The organism is Plantactinospora sp. KLBMP9567, assembly GCF_033446045.1.
GTDB lineage: Bacteria > Actinomycetota > Actinomycetes > Mycobacteriales > Micromonosporaceae > Plantactinospora.
In genome coordinates, this window is record NZ_JAWQRR010000018.1 from 250601 (window position 1) to 266218 (window position 15618).

Here is a 15618-nt window from a genome sequence, read left to right on the forward strand (position 1 = left end):
GCTGGGTGAACGCCGGAGGTACCCGCCGTGCCGGCCGGGTGTCCACTTGGCGCCATGTCGCCTCTGCGGCACCGCAGGTTGATGACCAAGGAAATGCTCCGGCCACAGACTCCGACTGTCGCCGTTGACGGCGTCTTCGCGAGAGTCGAAGGAGACCCCGCCATGTCATCTCCGCTGCGTCGTACCGCTGCCGTGCTGGCCGCCGTACTCGCACTCACCGCCGCCGGGCCACCACCGGCGACCGCCGCGCCTCCATCGACCGTACCCCCGGTCACCGGCTCGCTCGCCGCGCTCGGTGCGGCCGCCGCCGGGTCGCGGGTCACCCTGATCACCGGCGACGTCGTCGAGGTCTCGCCGGCCGGCGCCGGCCGGTACGCGGCCTCGGTCCGCCCGGCGGCCGGACGGGAACGGATCACCTTCCACACCGTCGAGGTGGACGGCGGGCTGCGGGTACTGCCCAGCGACGTCGTGCCGTACGTCTCGGCGGGCACCCTGGACGCGGACCTGTTCGACGTCGAGGAGTTGATCGCCGACGGGTACGCGGACGCCGCCGCGGCCAGCCTGCCGCTGATCGTCCGCTACCAGAACACCGCTGCCGGCACCGCCCGCGCCCTGGCCGGTACGACGAACACCCGGCCGCTGGCCAGCATCGGCGGTGCCGCACTGGCGGCCGGTAAGGACTCGCTGGCCGGCTTCTGGCAGCAGGTTCGTCCGGCCGACCCGTCCCGTTCGGCGGCCACATCCGCGCTCGGTGCCGGGATCAGCCAGATCTGGCTGGACGGCCGGGTCCGGCCGGTGTTGGACCGCAGCGTCGCCCAGATCGGCGCCCCGGCCGCCTGGCAGGCCGGCCTGGACGGTTCCGGGGTGAAGGTGGCGGTGCTGGACACCGGGGTCGACCAGACCCACCCGGACCTGGTCGGCAAGGTCACCGCCCGGAACTTCAGCGGCAGCCCGGACACCACCGACCACCATGGACACGGTACGCACGTCGCGGCGACCGTGGCCGGCACCGGCGCCGGATCCGGCGGTACCCGCAGGGGGGTGGCCCCCGGCGCCAGCCTGCTGGCCGGCAAGGTGCTCGGCGACGACGGCGTCGGCTACGACTCCTGGATCATCGCCGGGATGGAGTGGGCCGCCGAGCAGGGCGCGGCGGTGGTCAACATGAGCCTCGGCGGCGGCCCCACCGACGGCACCGACCCGCTCAGCCAGGCGCTGGACCGGATCACCGTCGACACCGGCACCCTCTTCGTGGTGGCCGCCGGCAACGAGGGCGCGAACTACACCGTCGGTACGCCCGGCGCGGCCCCGTCCGCGCTGACCGTCGGCGCGGTGGACCGGGACGAGTCGCTGGCCGACTTCTCCAGCCGGGGCCCCCGACTCGGCGACGAGGGACTGAAGCCGGAGATCACCGCTCCGGGGGTGGGTATCGTGGCCGCCCGCGCCGCCGGCACCGGCATGGGCACCCCGGTCGACGACCGGTACACCGCCGCCTCCGGCACCTCGATGGCGACGCCGCACGTGGCGGGCGCGGCCGCGCTGCTGGCCCAGGCCCATCCGGACTGGTCGCCGGCGCGGCTGAAGGACGCGCTGGTCAGCACCGCCCGGACCAACCCGGAGCTGTCGGTGTTCGACGAGGGCACCGGCCGGGTGGACGTCGCCCGCGCGGTCGGCCAGCGGGTGTACGCCAGCAGCCAGGTCGACTTCGGCCTGCACACCGACCCGGACGATGCCGCCACCGCCCGCACCGGCGCGGCTGCGGTGCCGGTCGGCAAGGTCGTCACGTACACCAACGACGGGCCGGCGCCGGTCACCCTGAGCCTCGCCGTCGAGCTGGAGAACGTTGCCACCGAGGTGCCCGAGACCGATGCCGTGACGACCGGTTCCGGTACGGTCACCGTGCCGGCCGGAGGGTCGATCGAGGTACCCGTCACCGTCGACCTGGCGAAGCTGGACCGGGGACTCTTCGGCGGCTGGATCACCGCGACCGGTCCGGGCGGCGTGCTCGCCAGCACGGCGGTGGGGGTGAGCCTGGACGGTCCCCGGCACAAGGTCACCCTCCGCGCGGTCGGCCGGGCCGGCCAGCCGGTGGCGGTGCCGGTCCTCGCCCTGATGGGCGACAACTACCGCTGGGACAACCTGAACTTCCTGTGGCCGGAGGAGACCAAGACCATCGAGGTCGGCGAGGGTACGTACCTGCTGCACGCGCTGATCGAGGACGGCGGCGTACTCGACGAGCAGGCCACCCTGATCACCGATCCGGAGCTGCGCGTCGACCGGGACATCGAGGTGCTGCTCGACGCCCGCAAGGGCACCCCGATCCGGATCGAGACGCCCCGGCCGGCCGAGCAGCAGGCGGTGCTGAGCTACTACTCGCACCGGGTGACCGGCACCGGCCGGCAGATCAGCCACGGCACCATGCACTTCAGCACGATCCAGCAGGTCAACGTCACCCCGACCGGCAGGCTGACCAGCGGGCAGTACGAGTTCTCGTCCCGGTGGCAGCTCGTCGCGCCGATGGTGCGGGCCGAGGTCGCCGGGGTCTCCGGCCCGTTCGACATCAACCTGACCGGGCAGTCCCCGGCGTACGACGGCACCCGCCGGTTCCCCCTCGTCCACGCCGGCCGGGGCACCCCGGAGGAACTGGCCCAGGCGAAGGTGCGCGGCGCGGCGGTACTCATCGAGTCGAGCAACGAGCCGGGCGGGGAGGACGCGCCGAGCGAGAGCGAGGTGACCGCGGCGGCGGCCCGGGCCGGCGCGGCAGTGACCCTGATGGTGCGCCCGGCGGACTGGTCGGCGTGGACGGTGTGGCGGCCCCTCGGGGACCGGGAGCCGATCCCGATGCTGGCGGTGGCGAACGACGACGGCCAGCGGCTGATCGCCCGGGCGCAGCGGGGCCGGGCGACGCTGAGCCTGACCCTGACCACCTCCAGCCCCTATCTCTACGACGTGCAGCACGTGGAGCGGAACCGGATCCCGGACCGGATCGTCTACCGGGTGACCCCGGCCAACTCGACACGGATCACTACCCGGTACGCCGACAACGGCGGATTCCCCTGGGCGAAGGAGCAGCGGTTCGGATGGCGCCCCTGGCAGACCTATGCATGGAACGACACGTCCCGGTTCGTGGCCACCCCGAAGGAGCGCGAGGAGTGGGTGACCACCGGCGACTCGGTCTGGCAGCACCGGGTGAGCCACGAGTGGCCGTGGAACGAGATGGGCGCCCTCGACAGCGGGATGGCCGAGCGGCCCACCAGCTACCGTGCCCGTAGCGCCGAGGAGACCTGGCTCGCCCCGGTGGTCCGCCCGGCCTCGCCGCGCGGGATACCGGAACTGGTCTCCACCCGCACCGGCAACACCCTCGCGCTGCGGGTGCCGGAGTTCGTCGACGCCGAGGGCCACTACACGATCGGCGAGACGTTCCGGGTGGGCGCCATGCTGTGGCGTGACGGGAAGCTGCTGGCCGAGCTGCCCGACGCCCGGCAGGACGTCACCACCACCGGGCCCGAGGCCGGCTACCGGCTGGCCCTGACCACCGAGCGCGGTGGCGAGGAGTGGATCTGGGGCACCCGTACCGAGACGGTGTGGGAGTTCCGGTCCGGGCAGCGGTCCGGTAACGAGGCCCGGCCGCTGCCGCTGTTGCAGGTCGACTACGCCGCGCCGGTGGACCTGACCGGGCGGGCCAGCGGCCGGCCGCACACCGTCGGGCTGAAGGTCCGGCACCAGGACGGTCACCCCGCCGCGAACGGGACCGGGCTGACCGCCGAGGTCTCCTTCGACGAGGGCGCCACCTGGCGGCCGGTCCGGGTGGCCGGGTACGGCAACGCCTACCAGGCGAGCGTTCCGGCTGGAAAGGGCACGGTGTCGCTGCGGGTCCGGGCCACCGACCGGTCCGGCAACGCGGTCACCCAGACCGTGATCCGGGCGTACGGGCTGCGCTGAACAACCTCCGGGCGGGACGGCGCACTGCTGTCGTCCCGCCCGGAGGCGGTACTGCTGTCGTCCCGCCCGGACCGGGCCACTGCCGCGATCCAGTCCGGAGCGGTGCCGATCGGCTGGCAGTGCCCGGACGGGTGCCGATCGGCTGCCGTCCGGTCCCGGCCGGCGTGGATGTCAGCGCCGGCGGTTGCCGTCGGCTCCCGGCAGGGCCAGCCCCGGCGAGGTCAGAGCCAGCCCCGGCGGGCGGCCTGGAAGGCCAGCCCGGTGCGGGTGTCCACCCCGGCCAGTGCCATCAACCGCTCCAGCCGACGCTGCACGGTCCGCCGGCTGACGCCGAGCTGCGACGCGATCGACTTGTCGGGAGAGCCGGCCACGAACAGCGACAGCAGGAACCGCTCGCCGTCGTCCAGCGCGTCGTCGGGCGCCCCGTCGGCCAGTCCGCCGCGATCGCCGTCCCAGCGGATCGGGGTCGCCCGGTCCCAGTGACTCTCGAAGAGCGCCAGCAGCGCGTCCAGCAGCTCACTGCGCCGGATCAGCGCGGCGGTCGGCTCCCCGACGTCGCGCTCGTCGTCCGGTACCAGCGGGCAGATCGCGGTCGACCGGTCGGCGATGGCGATCCGGACCGGCAACGTCGGCAGGGTACGCGCCTCCTCCCCGGCGCGGACACTCTCCGCGATGCTCTCCAGTTCGCCGGGTGCCTCCAGCAGCGCTCGCTCGTAGATCGCCCGGTAGCGCACCCCACGGGCCAGCGCCCCGGACTCCTCGGCGTTCTCCGAGCCTGACATGGCCAGCGGGTTGGCCCGGCAGAACCACAGGATCTCCTCGCGGGCCGAGTCCTGCAGGTCGCGCAGCCGGTCGCGCAGCGCGCCCGCGCCGACCACCACCTCCACCAGATGATCGGCGTTGCGGCGCCGGGCGCTGGTCCGGTACTCCTCGGTCAGCGCGGCCACCGCCTGCCGGGCGTTCTCCAGCGACTCCTGCCGGCGCAGCAGGGTGTTGCCGAGTGCGACGTCCGGCGGCAGCGGCTCGAAGACCGGGTCCGGTCCGGGTCGTGCCATGGCCAGCCCCTTGTTCCGCAGTCCCTCCAACGCTGCGCTGGCCTCGTGGAACGGTACTGCGGCCAGCCTGGCGAGGTCGGCGGGTCGGGCCGCGGAGAGGCGCAGCAGCAGCCGGTACGCCTGCTCCTCCTGCGGTCGCAGCAGCCCGGTGTCGTCGAACATGCCCGCTTCTCCCTACTCCCCGCCGACCGCGAAGACTCTACGAAGCGGACGGCGCCGTCCGCTCGCGGCCACGGTGCCCCGGGCGGCTGCCGCGGTGGTGCTGGCCGGCCGGGCCGGCGCAGGAACGCCACCGGCAGACGATCAACGAAACGGCAGGTTACCGCGCTCGGCGCGCACGTCGTCAACACTCCTGCCGCCCGCCGACGACATCGCCGTCCTCACCGTCCGGGCCAACTCCCGATCATCCGCACCCGATCAGGGATCCGCGGTAACGCCCGCCGCACTACCGTGGTGCGATGACGAATCGGCCCAAGGTGTTGATCTCCGCCGATCTGGAGGGCGTCTCCGGGGTCGTGCACCCGACCGAGACGAATCCGGGCGGCTACGACTACGAACGCGGACGGGCGCTGATGACGGCCGAGGTGAACGCGGCGATCGCCGGCGTACTGGACGCCGAGCCCGACGCCGAGGTCTCCGTCGCGGACTCGCACGGCCCGTTCCGCAACCTGCTGCCCGAGGAGCTCGACGGACGGGTCCGGCTGATCCGGGGCAGGCCCCGCCCGCTGGGCATGGTGGCCGGGCTCGAAGCCGGGGTGGAGGCGCTGCTCTTCGTCGGGTACCACGCCCGCGCCGGTGCCGGGCCGGCCGTGCTGGCGCACACGATCAGCGACGCCGTACTCGACCTGCGGATCGACGGGCGGTCGGTGGGGGAGATCGGGCTCAACGCCGCCGTGGCCGGCCACTACGGAGTGCCGGTCGTGCTGCTCAGCGGGGACGATGCGGCCTGCGCCGAACTGCGGGACCTGGTGCCGGAGGCGGTGACCGTCGAGGTCAAGCGGGCGCTCGGCCAGGCGGCGGCGGAAACGCTGCATCCCCGGGAGGCCCGGGACCGGATCCGTCTGGCCGCCGCCGAGGCGGTCCGGGGACGCCGGCGGGTCCGTCCCGTGCCGACCCCCACTCCGGTACGGATCGAACTCGACCTGTACGGCCCGTACACCGTCGACCTTGCCACCCTGGTCCCGGGCGTCTCCCGGGCGGCCGGCGGTCGCACGCTCACCTTCACCGGGCGTGACATGGCCGAGGCGTACCGGGTGGTGCAGCTCCTGGTGCAGCTCGCTCAGATCAAGCCCGGCTGACGTGGTGGATCAGCGGTGCCTCACCCCGCGGCCCGGCCCGCCGCCAGCTCCGCCAGCAGCTTCTCCACCCGGGTGCGGATCTCGTCGCGGATCGGCCGGACCGCGTCGACGCCCTGGCCGGCGGGGTCGTCGAGCTGCCAGTCCTCGTAACGCTTGCCGGGGAAGACGGGGCAGGCGTCGCCGCAGCCCATGGTGACGATCACGTCGGAGGATTCGGCCGTCTCCCAGTCCAGCAGTTTCGGGATCTGGGCGGTGATGTCGATGCCGACCTCACGCATCACCTCGACGGCGGCGGGGTTGATCCGGTCGGCGGGCGCCGAGCCGGCGGACCGTACCTCGACGGTGTCGCCGGCGAGGTGGCGTAGCCAGCCGGCGGCCATCTGGGAACGGCCGGCGTTGTGTACACAGACGAACAGGACGCTGGGCTTGTCGGACATGATCGGATCCTTCGTGGTCGGCTGGTGTGGACGGCGCGCTGTCGGCATGCCGGTGGTCGTTCGCTCGGCCGGACCGGCGTCCGAGCGTGCGATGACGCGTTCGGGAAGCCGAGGTAGCCGCTCGTCGAGCACCGAGGTGTGAAATCGGGGGCGATAGGGCTTGTTCACGTGGCCGCCGAACGGTCTGGGCCGAGACTGGTTGTCGGCGCTCCTGCTCCCGTTGGGCCGCGCCTGATCCGGTACGGCGTTGCCGGCGGATCGGGGTGGGCCACTCACGACGGGTTTCCGGAGGCGGTGCGGAACAGGCGCCGTCGCAGGGCGAGGCTGACGTAGACCAGCGCGACGAGGACGGGTACCTCGATCAGCGGTCCGACGACGCCGGCGAGGGCCTGGCCACTGGTGACTCCGAAGGTGCCGATCGCCACGGCGATGGCCAGTTCGAAGTTGTTGCCAGCGGCGGTGAACGCCAGCGTCGTGGTCCGTTCGTAGCCGAGCCCGATCGTCCGGCCGAGGGCGTAGGAGCCGGCCCACATGACCGCGAAGTAGGCGAGCAGCGGCACCGCGATCAGCGCGACGTCCCACGGCTGGCTGGTGATCGCGTCGCCCTGGAGCGCGAACAGGATGACGATGGTGAACAGCAGCCCGTACAGGGCGATCGGACCGATCTTCGGTAGGAAGGTGGCCTCGTACCAGGTGCGGCCCTTGCGGCGCTCGCCGAGACGTCGGGTGAGGTAGCCGGCGAGCAGTGGGAGGCCGAGGAAGATCAGTACGTTTCCGGCGATGTCCCAGCCGGAGACCTGCAACGCCGCTCCGGACAGGCCGAGCCAGTCGGGCAGCACCGACAGGTAGAACCAGCCGAGTACGCCGAAGGCGAGGACCTGGAAGACGGAGTTGAGGGCGACGAGGACGGCGGCGGCCTCCCGGTCGCCGCAGGCGAGGTCGTTCCAGATGATCACCATGGCGATACAGCGGGCCAGGCCGACGATGATCAGGCCGGTGCGGTACTCGGCGTGGTCGGCCAGGAAGATCCAGGCCAGGGCGAACATGATCGCCGGGCCGATCAGCCAGTTCAGCACGAGGGAGGAGATCAGCAGGCGGCGGTCGCCGGTGACGGTGTCGAGCCGGTCGTAGCGGACCTTGGCCAGCACCGGGTACATCATGACCAGCAGCCCGACCGCGATCGGTAGGGAGATGCCGCCGACCTTGACCGCTTCCAGGGCGGTGTTCAGGCCGGGGATGACGCGGCCGAGCAGCAGTCCGGCGACCATCGCCAGGCCGATCCAGAGCGGCAGGAACCGGTCGAGGCGGGACAGCCGGGCGACGACCGCGGGTGCCGGCTCGGCGGTGTGGGTGGTGGCGGTCATCAGCACTCCCGGCGGGATTCGGCGTTGGCCCGGGCCCGGGCGGCGAGGTCGGTGAGCTGGGCGGCGGCGGCTTCCAGTGCGTCGGGCAGCAATCGGTAGTAGGTGAACCGGCCGCGTGGTTCGGTGACGACCAGGCCGGCGTCACGGAGTTGCCGCAGGTGGCCGGAGACGTTGGGCTGCTTCGCGCCGGTGTCGGCGACCAGGTGGCAGGTGCACGCCGGCCCCTGGGCGAGGAGATCGACGATCTGCGCCCGGAGTGGGTCGGCCAGGAGTTTGATCACATCAGGCGCGTCTGATATCAGCACGACCTGATGTAACCATCCAGCGCCATCTCTCGTCCATCGGGTTCAGGTGAACATCGGGTGTACGGAGGGCGGCGGCCAACTCCGCGTTGCCCAGGTGGCGCGTTTCAGGCGTTCGCCGGGCTTCCGATCCGAAGGAGGCTGGCGAGCTGGCGCATGATGCCCGGCCGGGCCCGGTAGTAGACCCAGGTGCCCCGGCGCTCGGCGTCGACGAGGCCGGCCTCACGCAGCGTCTTGAGGTGGTGGGAGATGGTCGGCCCCGACAGGTCGAACGACGGGGTGAGATCGCAGACGCAGATCTCCCCGGTCGGAGCCGAGGCGATCATCGACATCAGTTGGAGGCGCACCGGATCGCCGAGCGCCTTGAAGGCCGGGGCGAGCACGGCGGCGGTCTCCGCCGGGATCCGCTGCTCGCTGATCGGCGCGCAGCAGGGCACCCCGGCGTTGAGGTCGGTCAGGCTGAGTGCCGGCAACTGTTTCGACATGCGTCTAGGTTGACAGATGTCGAATCAGTGTGCAAATCTCTGATTCGAAGAACGTCAAGACAGCTTCGTTGCGAGGAGAAGCCGATGCTCCGCCTGTTCCGCCGCCGTCCCCCGGAGACGGGAGTCCGGTTCTGCGACGGCTGCGCCGAGGTCACCACCGTCGACCAGCGCGCCCGCCGCCGCTACGAACGCGACCACACCGACATCCACCGCCTGGCCCTGCCCCGCTGACCGCCGAAGGAGTCCGACATGACCGTGCACGAGAGCGCCGGCGGTTTCGCCGGAGACCCGGCCGCCGCCCTGGACGTCGCCGGATCCACTGGCTGCTGCGGCAGTCCCGCCCAGGCCACCAACGTCACCCTGCCCGACCCCGCCGGTGGCACCTGCTGTGGAACTCCGGCGGAGGCGGTCGCGGCGAACTCCTGCTGCGCGCCGGTCGCCAGGGCCGAAGCGGTCGCCGCCGGACAGGGCTGCTGCGGATGACCAGCCGCTCCGGCCCGACGGTCGGGTACGGCATCGACGCGGCACTGGCGGCCGTCTCGGCCGACCGCGCCATCGCGACCGTCACCGCGCTCGCCGGTGACGCCTTTGCCGGCCGGCGGGTCGGCGCGGCGGGCAACACCGCCGCCCGGGCGTGGCTCGCCGCGCGGCTGGCCGACCTCGGCGCCGCCGTGACGTCCGACCGGTTTCCGGTACGAGCGGTGCCCGACATCTACGCCACGCCGACCGCGCGGTGGGGAGACCGGACCGCCACCACGGACCTCTCCTTCGGCAGTGACGCCTCCCTGCACCTCGCCTCTGCCGACCTACCGTCGGCCCGACGTGGTCCACTGGCTCTCGCCGGAGCATCCGATCCGCGCGGCCACTGGCTCGTCGTACCGGCCGGGACGGGCCTTTCCGAGGCGTACGCCGACGCCGACGGGTCCGCCGGGCTGCTGGTGGCGCGCAATGTCGATGCGGACGGCTGGCAGTTCACGATGCTGGCCGGACCGGATCCGGGCCCGCTGCCGGTCATCACCCTGTCCAGCCCGGTCCACGACACGATCAGCCGGGTGGCCGTGGCCGGCGGCGGTTGGTTCGAGGCCGACGCCCCGATCCGGCGTGCCGACGTCACCGCCGCGAACCTGCACGGTCGGCTCCGGTCACCGGCGGCGCGGGAGCCGGACCTGCTGCTGACCGCGCACTTCGACGGCGTGGGCGACCACCCCGGTCTGCGGCAGCCGGCCGCGGCCGACAACGCCAGCGGCGTCGCGGTGGTCCTCGAATCCGCCCGTGTCCTCGCCGCCGCGATGCCGGCTGGCCCCGGACTGTCCGTGGCCCTGCTCGACGGCGAGGAGGTGGGTGCGCTCGGCTCGGCCCGGCACGCCGCCCGGCTCGCCGGTACCGGCGCGGACCCGCTGGTGGTCAACGTCGACGGGGCCGGACGTCTGCACCGGGCCGCCGCCGTCGAGGCCGGCGGTCCCGCGCACGGCCTGCTCGCCGTCCTCGACCAGGCCGGCCGGCACACCGGCGTACCCCTGGCGGCCGGACCGGTTGCCTCGGACAATCGCCGCTACGCCGGTGCGGGCTTGGCCGCGATCGGGATCGGGGCCGGAATGGCCGGCTACCACAGCCCGGCCGACACGCCGGATCGGGTCGAGCCGGACACGCTGGCGGCGATCACCCGACTTGTCGTCGCCACCGTGTGGCTCGCGGCGAGCACTCCGATGAACTTCCATCGCCGATCGGCGATAAGCGATAGAGTGCGAGTGGTGAAGGTGGGTGGCGGAGCCGCGGTGGCGTGCGACTGAACCACGGCCCGCGGCGCCACCGACCACAACGGCCCCCGTCCAGCCCCGCGATCACCTGACCCCGCCAGCCAGTCCAGATCAGGGCGAGGGCACCGTCCGACCTGCTATTTCGAGTACTTTCAAGATAGGGAGTTGTCATGGTTGACCGACTGGAACACCTGCCGGTGGCGGTGATCGGCGCCGGACCCGTCGGCCTGGCCGCCGCCGCACACCTGCACGAGCGCGGACTGCCGTTCACCGTTCTGGAGGCCGGAGACGGCCCTGCCGCAGCCGTCGCCCGGTGGGGGCACGTGCGGCTGTTCTCGCCGTGGCGGTACAACGTCGACCAGGCCGCCGCCCGGGTGCTCCGCGACGCCGGCTGGGTCGAACCCGATCCCGAGATCCTGCCGACCGGCGCCCAACTCGTCGCCGAGTACCTCCAGCCGCTGGCGGACCTTCCCGTGCTCAAGCCGGACATCCGGTACCGGTCGCGGGTCACCGCGGTGACCCGGCTCGGCGTGGACCGGCTCCGCTCCGCCGGCCGGGACGGCACGCCGATCCTGATCCGGCTCGCCTCCGGCGAGGACCTGCTCGCCCGGGCGGTCATCGACGCCACCGGCACCTGGGCGACTCCGAATGTCCTCGGCGCCTCCGGCATCCCCGCACGCGGCGAGACCGACGCGGCCGCGTTCATCGAACACGCCCTACCCGATGTCCTGGGCGTCGACCGGGACCGGTTCGCCGGCCGGCACACCCTGGTCGTCGGCGCCGGCCACTCCGCCGCGAACACCCTGCTCGCCCTCGCCGACCTCGCCACGCGGGTCGACGGGACGAAGGTCAGCTGGGCGATCCGGGCCGGCAGCCCAGCCCGCAGCTACGGCGGGGAGAGCGCCGACGCCCTGCCGGCGCGGGGCGCCCTCGGCACCCGGCTTCGTGAGCATGTCGAGGCGGGCCGGATCGAACTGGTCACCGGATTCTCCGTGCACCGGCTCACCCCGACGCCGGACGGATGGGTCGAGGTCTCCGACGGAACCCGTACGCTCGCCGTGCACCGGATCGTCCCGGCGACCGGGTTCCGACCCGACCACTCGATCAGCACCGAGCTACGTCTCGACCTGGACCCGATCCTGGGCTCCACCCGGGCCCTCGCGCCGCTGATCGATCCCAACCAGCACTCCTGCGGGACGGTGCCGCCGCACGGCGTCGACGAACTCGCCCACCCGGAACCGGGCTACTACGCGATCGGGGTCAAGAGCTACGGGCGCGCCCCGACGTTTCTGATGGCCACCGGCTACGAGCAGGCCCGCTCCGTGGTCGCCGCCCTCGCCGGGGACTGGACGGCGGCCCGCGACGTCCGGCTCGACCTGCCGGAAACGGGGGTCTGCAACAGCAACCCGATCGTCGACGACGACACCGCCGGCGCGGGCGGCTGCTGCGGCACCCCGAGCGCCGACGCCGCCCCGGTCAGCAGCCCACGCGGACTCGCCACCGGCATCTCGGGCGGCCTGATCGCCGCGCCACTGCCCCTGGTCGAGGTCTCCGCCGCACCCGGCACGGAGCCCGCCGGCGGCTGCTGCGCCGGCTGAAAGCCGTGGTCCTCGGCGCCGCCGCAGATCCTTGGCTGAGCGCCGGCTGGCCGCAGCTCTGCCGTCGGCTGAGCGCCTGCTGGCACGGCTCCGCACGCCCGAACCGGTGCGCGGACCGTGCCAGCAGATCATCCAGCTCAGTTCGCCACCTCCGATCTCACCAGGCCCAGGTGTCGGGGCTGGTGTTGGTCACCAGAACACCGATGCCGTAGTCGCTGATAACCACGGCGGTGTAACGGTCTTTGTCGTACACGTTGAGTTTGTATTTGTCGCCCTTCTCCGACCACTGCCAGTAGTCGTTCACGCCGGACTGAGGCGAGATGGACTGTTGCCGGGACATGGCGGCGGGTGCCAGGCCGTCCACGTCCAGGCTCTCGGACCTGCTGCCGCCGGTCCAGGTGACATTGCCGGTCAGCGTCTCGCTGGAGATGTTGACCACGAAGAAGTCAAACGACCCGCTGCCCGCCATAGGGCCCTTGTCCGCACCCTCGGATTCCTTCAATCTCTTGATCCCCCGTCTCGGACCCGGCGCCTACCGGCCGGGCACCAGATCAGAATAGGGTGGTAAAAGTGCGTCTTTGGGTGAAAGCGGACACCTGGCAGGCGGCCAGGTCGTCGCTTGCGCGTCACCGCTCGGAATCAAGCCATGCCTGGTCCCCGTCGACCAGGCAGGGCCGGCCCGGCGTGGTCGGCCCCACTCCCTGCCCTGAAGGTCGAGGGACACCAGCGCGTCACCGTCCAGCGCGACCTGGTCCACCCAATGCGGTCGGGCCAGCGCCGGGACGCCGGCCTGGGATCGGTCCAAGGCCGGTGGCGGTGACCCGACCTGCGTACCGCGGCCTGCCAGCAGCGTCCCGACACCAGCTCGGCCAGCGAGGGGAGCGGTTCCGCCGTGCGGATCGCTGCTGGCCGGGTCAGCCCCGCAGTTGCTGGGTGATCGTGCGGTCGGTGATCTGGATGTCCTTTGCCAGCATGAGTGCCTTGCTGAGGATGACGGCGAGCACCCGGTCGCCCTCGAACGGGAGGAAGACATCCCCGGTCGAGGAGCTGGCCGTCTGCTTCGGCACGATGCAGAGGTATTGGTCGTTCGGGCTCATCAGGATGTTGCCCGAACCCAGGTGGATCTTGTAAGTGCGCAGGTCGCCCCGGACCACGAGGAAACGGCCCTCGACCTTCGCCCGGTCGGCGATGGCCAGCCGGGGGACGAGGCGTTCGAGCATCTCCCGGCGGGTCTGCGCGGTGCCGCTGAGCTCGCCGAAGCTGTAGGACGCCCAGTACTCGCGGAATCGCCCTCCGGGACCACCGTCCTGCCAGGTGGGGTCGTTGCCGACGCTGGCGACGCCGACGAAGAGGTCGACGTCGCGCAGCACCTCGCTGAGCACCAGCGGCGGGATCTCGGCCAGCGGCACCGGGTCGGTTGGCTGCGCGTCCTGGGACACCCACTGCTCGTAGCCGCCGCCACCGGCGTGCGCGTAGTGCTCGGGCGCGCCGATCGGATAGAACCGGACCTGGTCGGTGGCGATCCGCAGGTATGCCCCCGACTCGGTGGTGTCGGCCTCCCAGTCGTCGCCGATGCCCTCGATCCAGAACTCCGCGCGCAGTCCCCACTGCGGCAGCTCGCGGGTGGCCGGCTCGTAGGCGTCGTCGACCATCATCCGCAGCTTGTTGCGCCAGCCCCGAGCCGCGGTCAGGGCGTGGAACTGGTGCTGACGCAGGACGTGCGCCGCGTACCGGTTGGAATAGACCCGGGTGTTCTCCTCGGCCGCGGTCAGCAGGTAGACCTCGCGGTGCGCCTGTTTGAACGGCTGGGTCACCCGGTTGGCCTCCAGCCATGCGCGCCAGGCGAGCACCTCGGCCACCTCGCGGCCGATCGGATGCCACAGGCGGACCGTCTCGCCGGCCGCGATCTCCTTGTCCTCGTGGGTACGCAGCGCACCGTCAGCGAAGGCGCAGGGCACGTCGTCGACGAGCCAGATCAGCCGGCGGGCCAGCGTACCGAGCAGGGGGTGGTCGAGGTAGCGGGCGCGCCAGGCGTCGAACGGCCAGACCCGCTGGGCGAGGAACTGGCGGTCGAGGCGTTCCGCCTGGGCCGAGAGCATCTTCTCGACGTCCTTCACGGCGGCCTTGAAGTCGGTGAGTTGCTCGGGATAGGCGGACCGTACCGAGGCGGGGACCGACTTGACGATCTTTCCGGTGCTGTTGCGCCAGGTGACAGTGACCGTTCCGGAGGTGGCGTCCAGCGTTGCCGACGCGTCGCCGAAGTGTTCGACCCGCCGGCCCACCTCGGTCAGCCCGTACGCCGGTACGGCGAGTTCCTCGACCTCGTCCCGGGTCAGGCCCAGCGCCGCCGCTCGGGCGTCGAGGGCCGCGTTCAGCTCCTTGAGCGTGCCCTTGAACGTGACCCGGGCGGCGAGCCGGGCGATCTGGGCGAGCGCCGCCTCGGTCGGCACCCGCGACAACGCGTACACGGCGGCGTTGGCAATCTTGGGGCTGCGCGGGCCGAGCCCGGCGACCTTGCGCAGTGCCGCCTCGACGAGCGTGCCGAGCGTCCGTGGGGTCTCGGGGTGGTCGGGCAGGAAGGAGGTCATCCAGACCAGTCCACGCAGCGGAGTGGTGTTGAACTGGTCGAAGGCCTCGTTGACGTCGTGCTCCCAGCGTGTGCGGTTGAGCCGGATGGTGCGCGGCTGCCCGACCAGGGCGAGCCAGCTCCGCAGCCGGTCACCCGGCTCGGGCAGCTCGTCGAGCAGCCTGCGGGCGGCCGTCTCCCACTTCTGCGACGGTTTGGCGCTCGTCGCGGTCACCGCGTGCCGGAACAGCTCATGCCAGCGACGGGCCTCGTCCGGGTCGAGCGACGCGACGTCGGCCAGGGCGCGGTCGGCCCACGCCTCGCCCGGGCTCAACGCCGGTGCGTCGAGCTTGTCCAGCAGCGGCTTGAGCGCTTCGGCCGAGCCCCAGTAGCCGTGCGCGACGGTGCGGCGCATCATGGCGACGACCTCCGGTGGCAGCGGCCGCCCGGCATCCAGCAGGAGCGCGGCCATCCGCCGCTGCTCCTCGCCGTCGAAGTAGGCGGTGTGCCGGGCGGCGAAGCCGAGCGCGACGGCGGCCGAATCCGGTGTCGTGATCTTGCTGTAGCGCCTGACCAGGATTTCCAACAGCTCGTTGGTGACCCGGCGATGGTCGGTCTCGGTGACCCGGCAACACCGGTCGAGGATCGCCATCAGCAGCTCGGGCTTGCGCTCCGGTGCGACGAGCCCGAGCGCGTCGGTCACGTGCCGGCTCTCGTGCCCCCAGTGACCGGTGTAGACGGCGGCGTAGGCCAGAGCCTCGTCGGCGAGGCCCTGGACGTCGCCGCGCCGGGCGAGCTCCGCCATCCGATCGCCGTA

General features: G+C 72.4%; 13 protein-coding genes. 6 read left to right on the top strand and 7 right to left on the bottom strand.

The genetic code is table 11. The features are described 5' to 3' along the window. Nucleotides 1–162 precede the first annotated feature (162 nt). Entirely contained in the window at nt 163–3939 is a 3777-nt protein-coding gene (locus R6Y94_RS14305) for a S8 family serine peptidase (protein ID WP_318396314.1), read from the top strand. Between the two features lie 221 nt (nt 3940–4160). Here R6Y94_RS14305 and R6Y94_RS14310 read toward each other — a convergent pair whose 3' ends face one another. Further along, complete coding sequence (locus R6Y94_RS14310) at nt 4161–5156, bottom strand: helix-turn-helix domain-containing protein (RefSeq protein WP_318396315.1); 996 nt, start codon at nt 5154–5156, stop codon at nt 4161–4163. A 296-nt stretch (nt 5157–5452) separates the two neighbouring features. Here R6Y94_RS14310 and R6Y94_RS14315 point away from each other — a divergent pair, with 296 nt between their 5' ends. After that, on the top strand, nt 5453–6292 hold the full coding sequence (locus tag R6Y94_RS14315) for a M55 family metallopeptidase (RefSeq protein ID WP_318396316.1): 840 nt from the start codon (nt 5453–5455) through the stop codon (nt 6290–6292). 20 nt (nt 6293–6312) lie between these two features. Here R6Y94_RS14315 and R6Y94_RS14320 read toward each other — a convergent pair whose 3' ends face one another. The 4 genes from R6Y94_RS14320 to R6Y94_RS14335 all read right to left on the bottom strand — a co-directional run bounded on the left by R6Y94_RS14320 (nt 6313) and on the right by R6Y94_RS14335 (nt 8880). Then, nucleotides 6313–6729 carry an arsenate reductase ArsC gene (locus R6Y94_RS14320; RefSeq protein WP_318396317.1) on the bottom strand — a complete coding sequence of 139 codons (417 nt, stop codon included), beginning with the start codon at nt 6727–6729 and terminating at the stop codon, nt 6313–6315. Between the two features lie 272 nt (nt 6730–7001). Continuing rightward, nucleotides 7002–8093 carry an ACR3 family arsenite efflux transporter gene (gene arsB, locus R6Y94_RS14325; protein WP_318396318.1) on the bottom strand — a complete coding sequence of 364 codons (1092 nt, stop codon included), beginning with the start codon at nt 8091–8093 and terminating at the stop codon, nt 7002–7004. Beyond that, the gene (locus R6Y94_RS14330; RefSeq protein ID WP_318396319.1) at nt 8093–8398 is read right to left on the bottom strand and encodes a metalloregulator ArsR/SmtB family transcription factor; all 306 of its coding nucleotides are present in this window, start codon (nt 8396–8398) and stop codon (nt 8093–8095) included. The genes arsB and R6Y94_RS14330 overlap by 1 nt, the downstream gene beginning before the upstream one ends. A 104-nt stretch (nt 8399–8502) precedes the next feature. Continuing rightward, entirely contained in the window at nt 8503–8880 is a 378-nt protein-coding gene (locus R6Y94_RS14335; RefSeq protein WP_318396320.1) for a metalloregulator ArsR/SmtB family transcription factor, read from the bottom strand. Between the two features lie 84 nt (nt 8881–8964). Here R6Y94_RS14335 and R6Y94_RS14340 point away from each other — a divergent pair, with 84 nt between their 5' ends. From R6Y94_RS14340 to R6Y94_RS14355, 4 genes are all read left to right on the top strand, one after another. Beyond that, nucleotides 8965–9111, top strand: coding sequence for a hypothetical protein (locus R6Y94_RS14340; protein WP_318396321.1), 147 nt, complete (start codon nt 8965–8967; stop codon nt 9109–9111). An 18-nt stretch (nt 9112–9129) separates the two neighbouring features. Then, nucleotides 9130–9363, top strand: coding sequence for a hypothetical protein (locus R6Y94_RS14345; protein ID WP_318396322.1), 234 nt, complete (start codon nt 9130–9132; stop codon nt 9361–9363). Further along, nucleotides 9360–10670 (top strand): M28 family metallopeptidase, encoded by a 1311-nt coding sequence (locus tag R6Y94_RS14350; protein ID WP_318396323.1) that lies wholly within the window; start codon nt 9360–9362, stop codon nt 10668–10670. Before R6Y94_RS14345 ends, R6Y94_RS14350 begins: the two co-directional genes overlap by 4 nt. A 137-nt stretch (nt 10671–10807) precedes the next feature. Next, nucleotides 10808–12235 carry an FAD-dependent oxidoreductase gene (locus R6Y94_RS14355; RefSeq protein WP_318396324.1) on the top strand — a complete coding sequence of 476 codons (1428 nt, stop codon included), beginning with the start codon at nt 10808–10810 and terminating at the stop codon, nt 12233–12235. Nucleotides 12236–12392: 157 nt separating this feature from the next. Here R6Y94_RS14355 and R6Y94_RS14360 read toward each other — a convergent pair whose 3' ends face one another. Together R6Y94_RS14360 and R6Y94_RS14365 are read right to left on the bottom strand one after the other, a co-directional pair. Beyond that, a complete protein-coding gene (locus R6Y94_RS14360) occupies nt 12393–12737 on the bottom strand; it encodes a hypothetical protein (protein WP_318396325.1) in 345 nt (114 codons plus the stop codon). 412 nt (nt 12738–13149) lie between these two features. Next, nucleotides 13150–15606 carry a DUF4132 domain-containing protein gene (locus R6Y94_RS14365; protein ID WP_318396326.1) on the bottom strand — a complete coding sequence of 819 codons (2457 nt, stop codon included), beginning with the start codon at nt 15604–15606 and terminating at the stop codon, nt 13150–13152. Between the last annotated feature and the right edge of the window lie 12 nt (nt 15607–15618).

Excerpts from the sequence above, each read along its gene's own strand:
- R6Y94_RS14305 (WP_318396314.1), top strand. The coding sequence starts at position 163 with ATGTCATCTCCGCTGCGTCGTACCGCTGCCGTGCTGGCCGCCGTACTC.
- R6Y94_RS14310 (WP_318396315.1), bottom strand. The coding sequence starts at position 5,156 with ATGTTCGACGACACCGGGCTGCTGCGACCGCAGGAGGAGCAGGCGTAC.
- R6Y94_RS14315 (WP_318396316.1), top strand. The coding sequence starts at position 5,453 with ATGACGAATCGGCCCAAGGTGTTGATCTCCGCCGATCTGGAGGGCGTC.
- R6Y94_RS14320 (WP_318396317.1), bottom strand. The coding sequence starts at position 6,729 with ATGTCCGACAAGCCCAGCGTCCTGTTCGTCTGTGTACACAACGCCGGC.
- arsB (WP_318396318.1), bottom strand. The coding sequence starts at position 8,093 with ATGACCGCCACCACCCACACCGCCGAGCCGGCACCCGCGGTCGTCGCC.
- R6Y94_RS14335 (WP_318396320.1), bottom strand. The coding sequence starts at position 8,880 with ATGTCGAAACAGTTGCCGGCACTCAGCCTGACCGACCTCAACGCCGGG.
- R6Y94_RS14340 (WP_318396321.1), top strand. The coding sequence starts at position 8,965 with ATGCTCCGCCTGTTCCGCCGCCGTCCCCCGGAGACGGGAGTCCGGTTC.
- R6Y94_RS14345 (WP_318396322.1), top strand. The coding sequence starts at position 9,130 with ATGACCGTGCACGAGAGCGCCGGCGGTTTCGCCGGAGACCCGGCCGCC.
- R6Y94_RS14350 (WP_318396323.1), top strand. The coding sequence starts at position 9,360 with ATGACCAGCCGCTCCGGCCCGACGGTCGGGTACGGCATCGACGCGGCA.
- R6Y94_RS14355 (WP_318396324.1), top strand. The coding sequence starts at position 10,808 with ATGGTTGACCGACTGGAACACCTGCCGGTGGCGGTGATCGGCGCCGGA.
- R6Y94_RS14365 (WP_318396326.1), bottom strand. The coding sequence starts at position 15,606 with ATGGCGGAGCTCGCCCGGCGCGGCGACGTCCAGGGCCTCGCCGACGAG.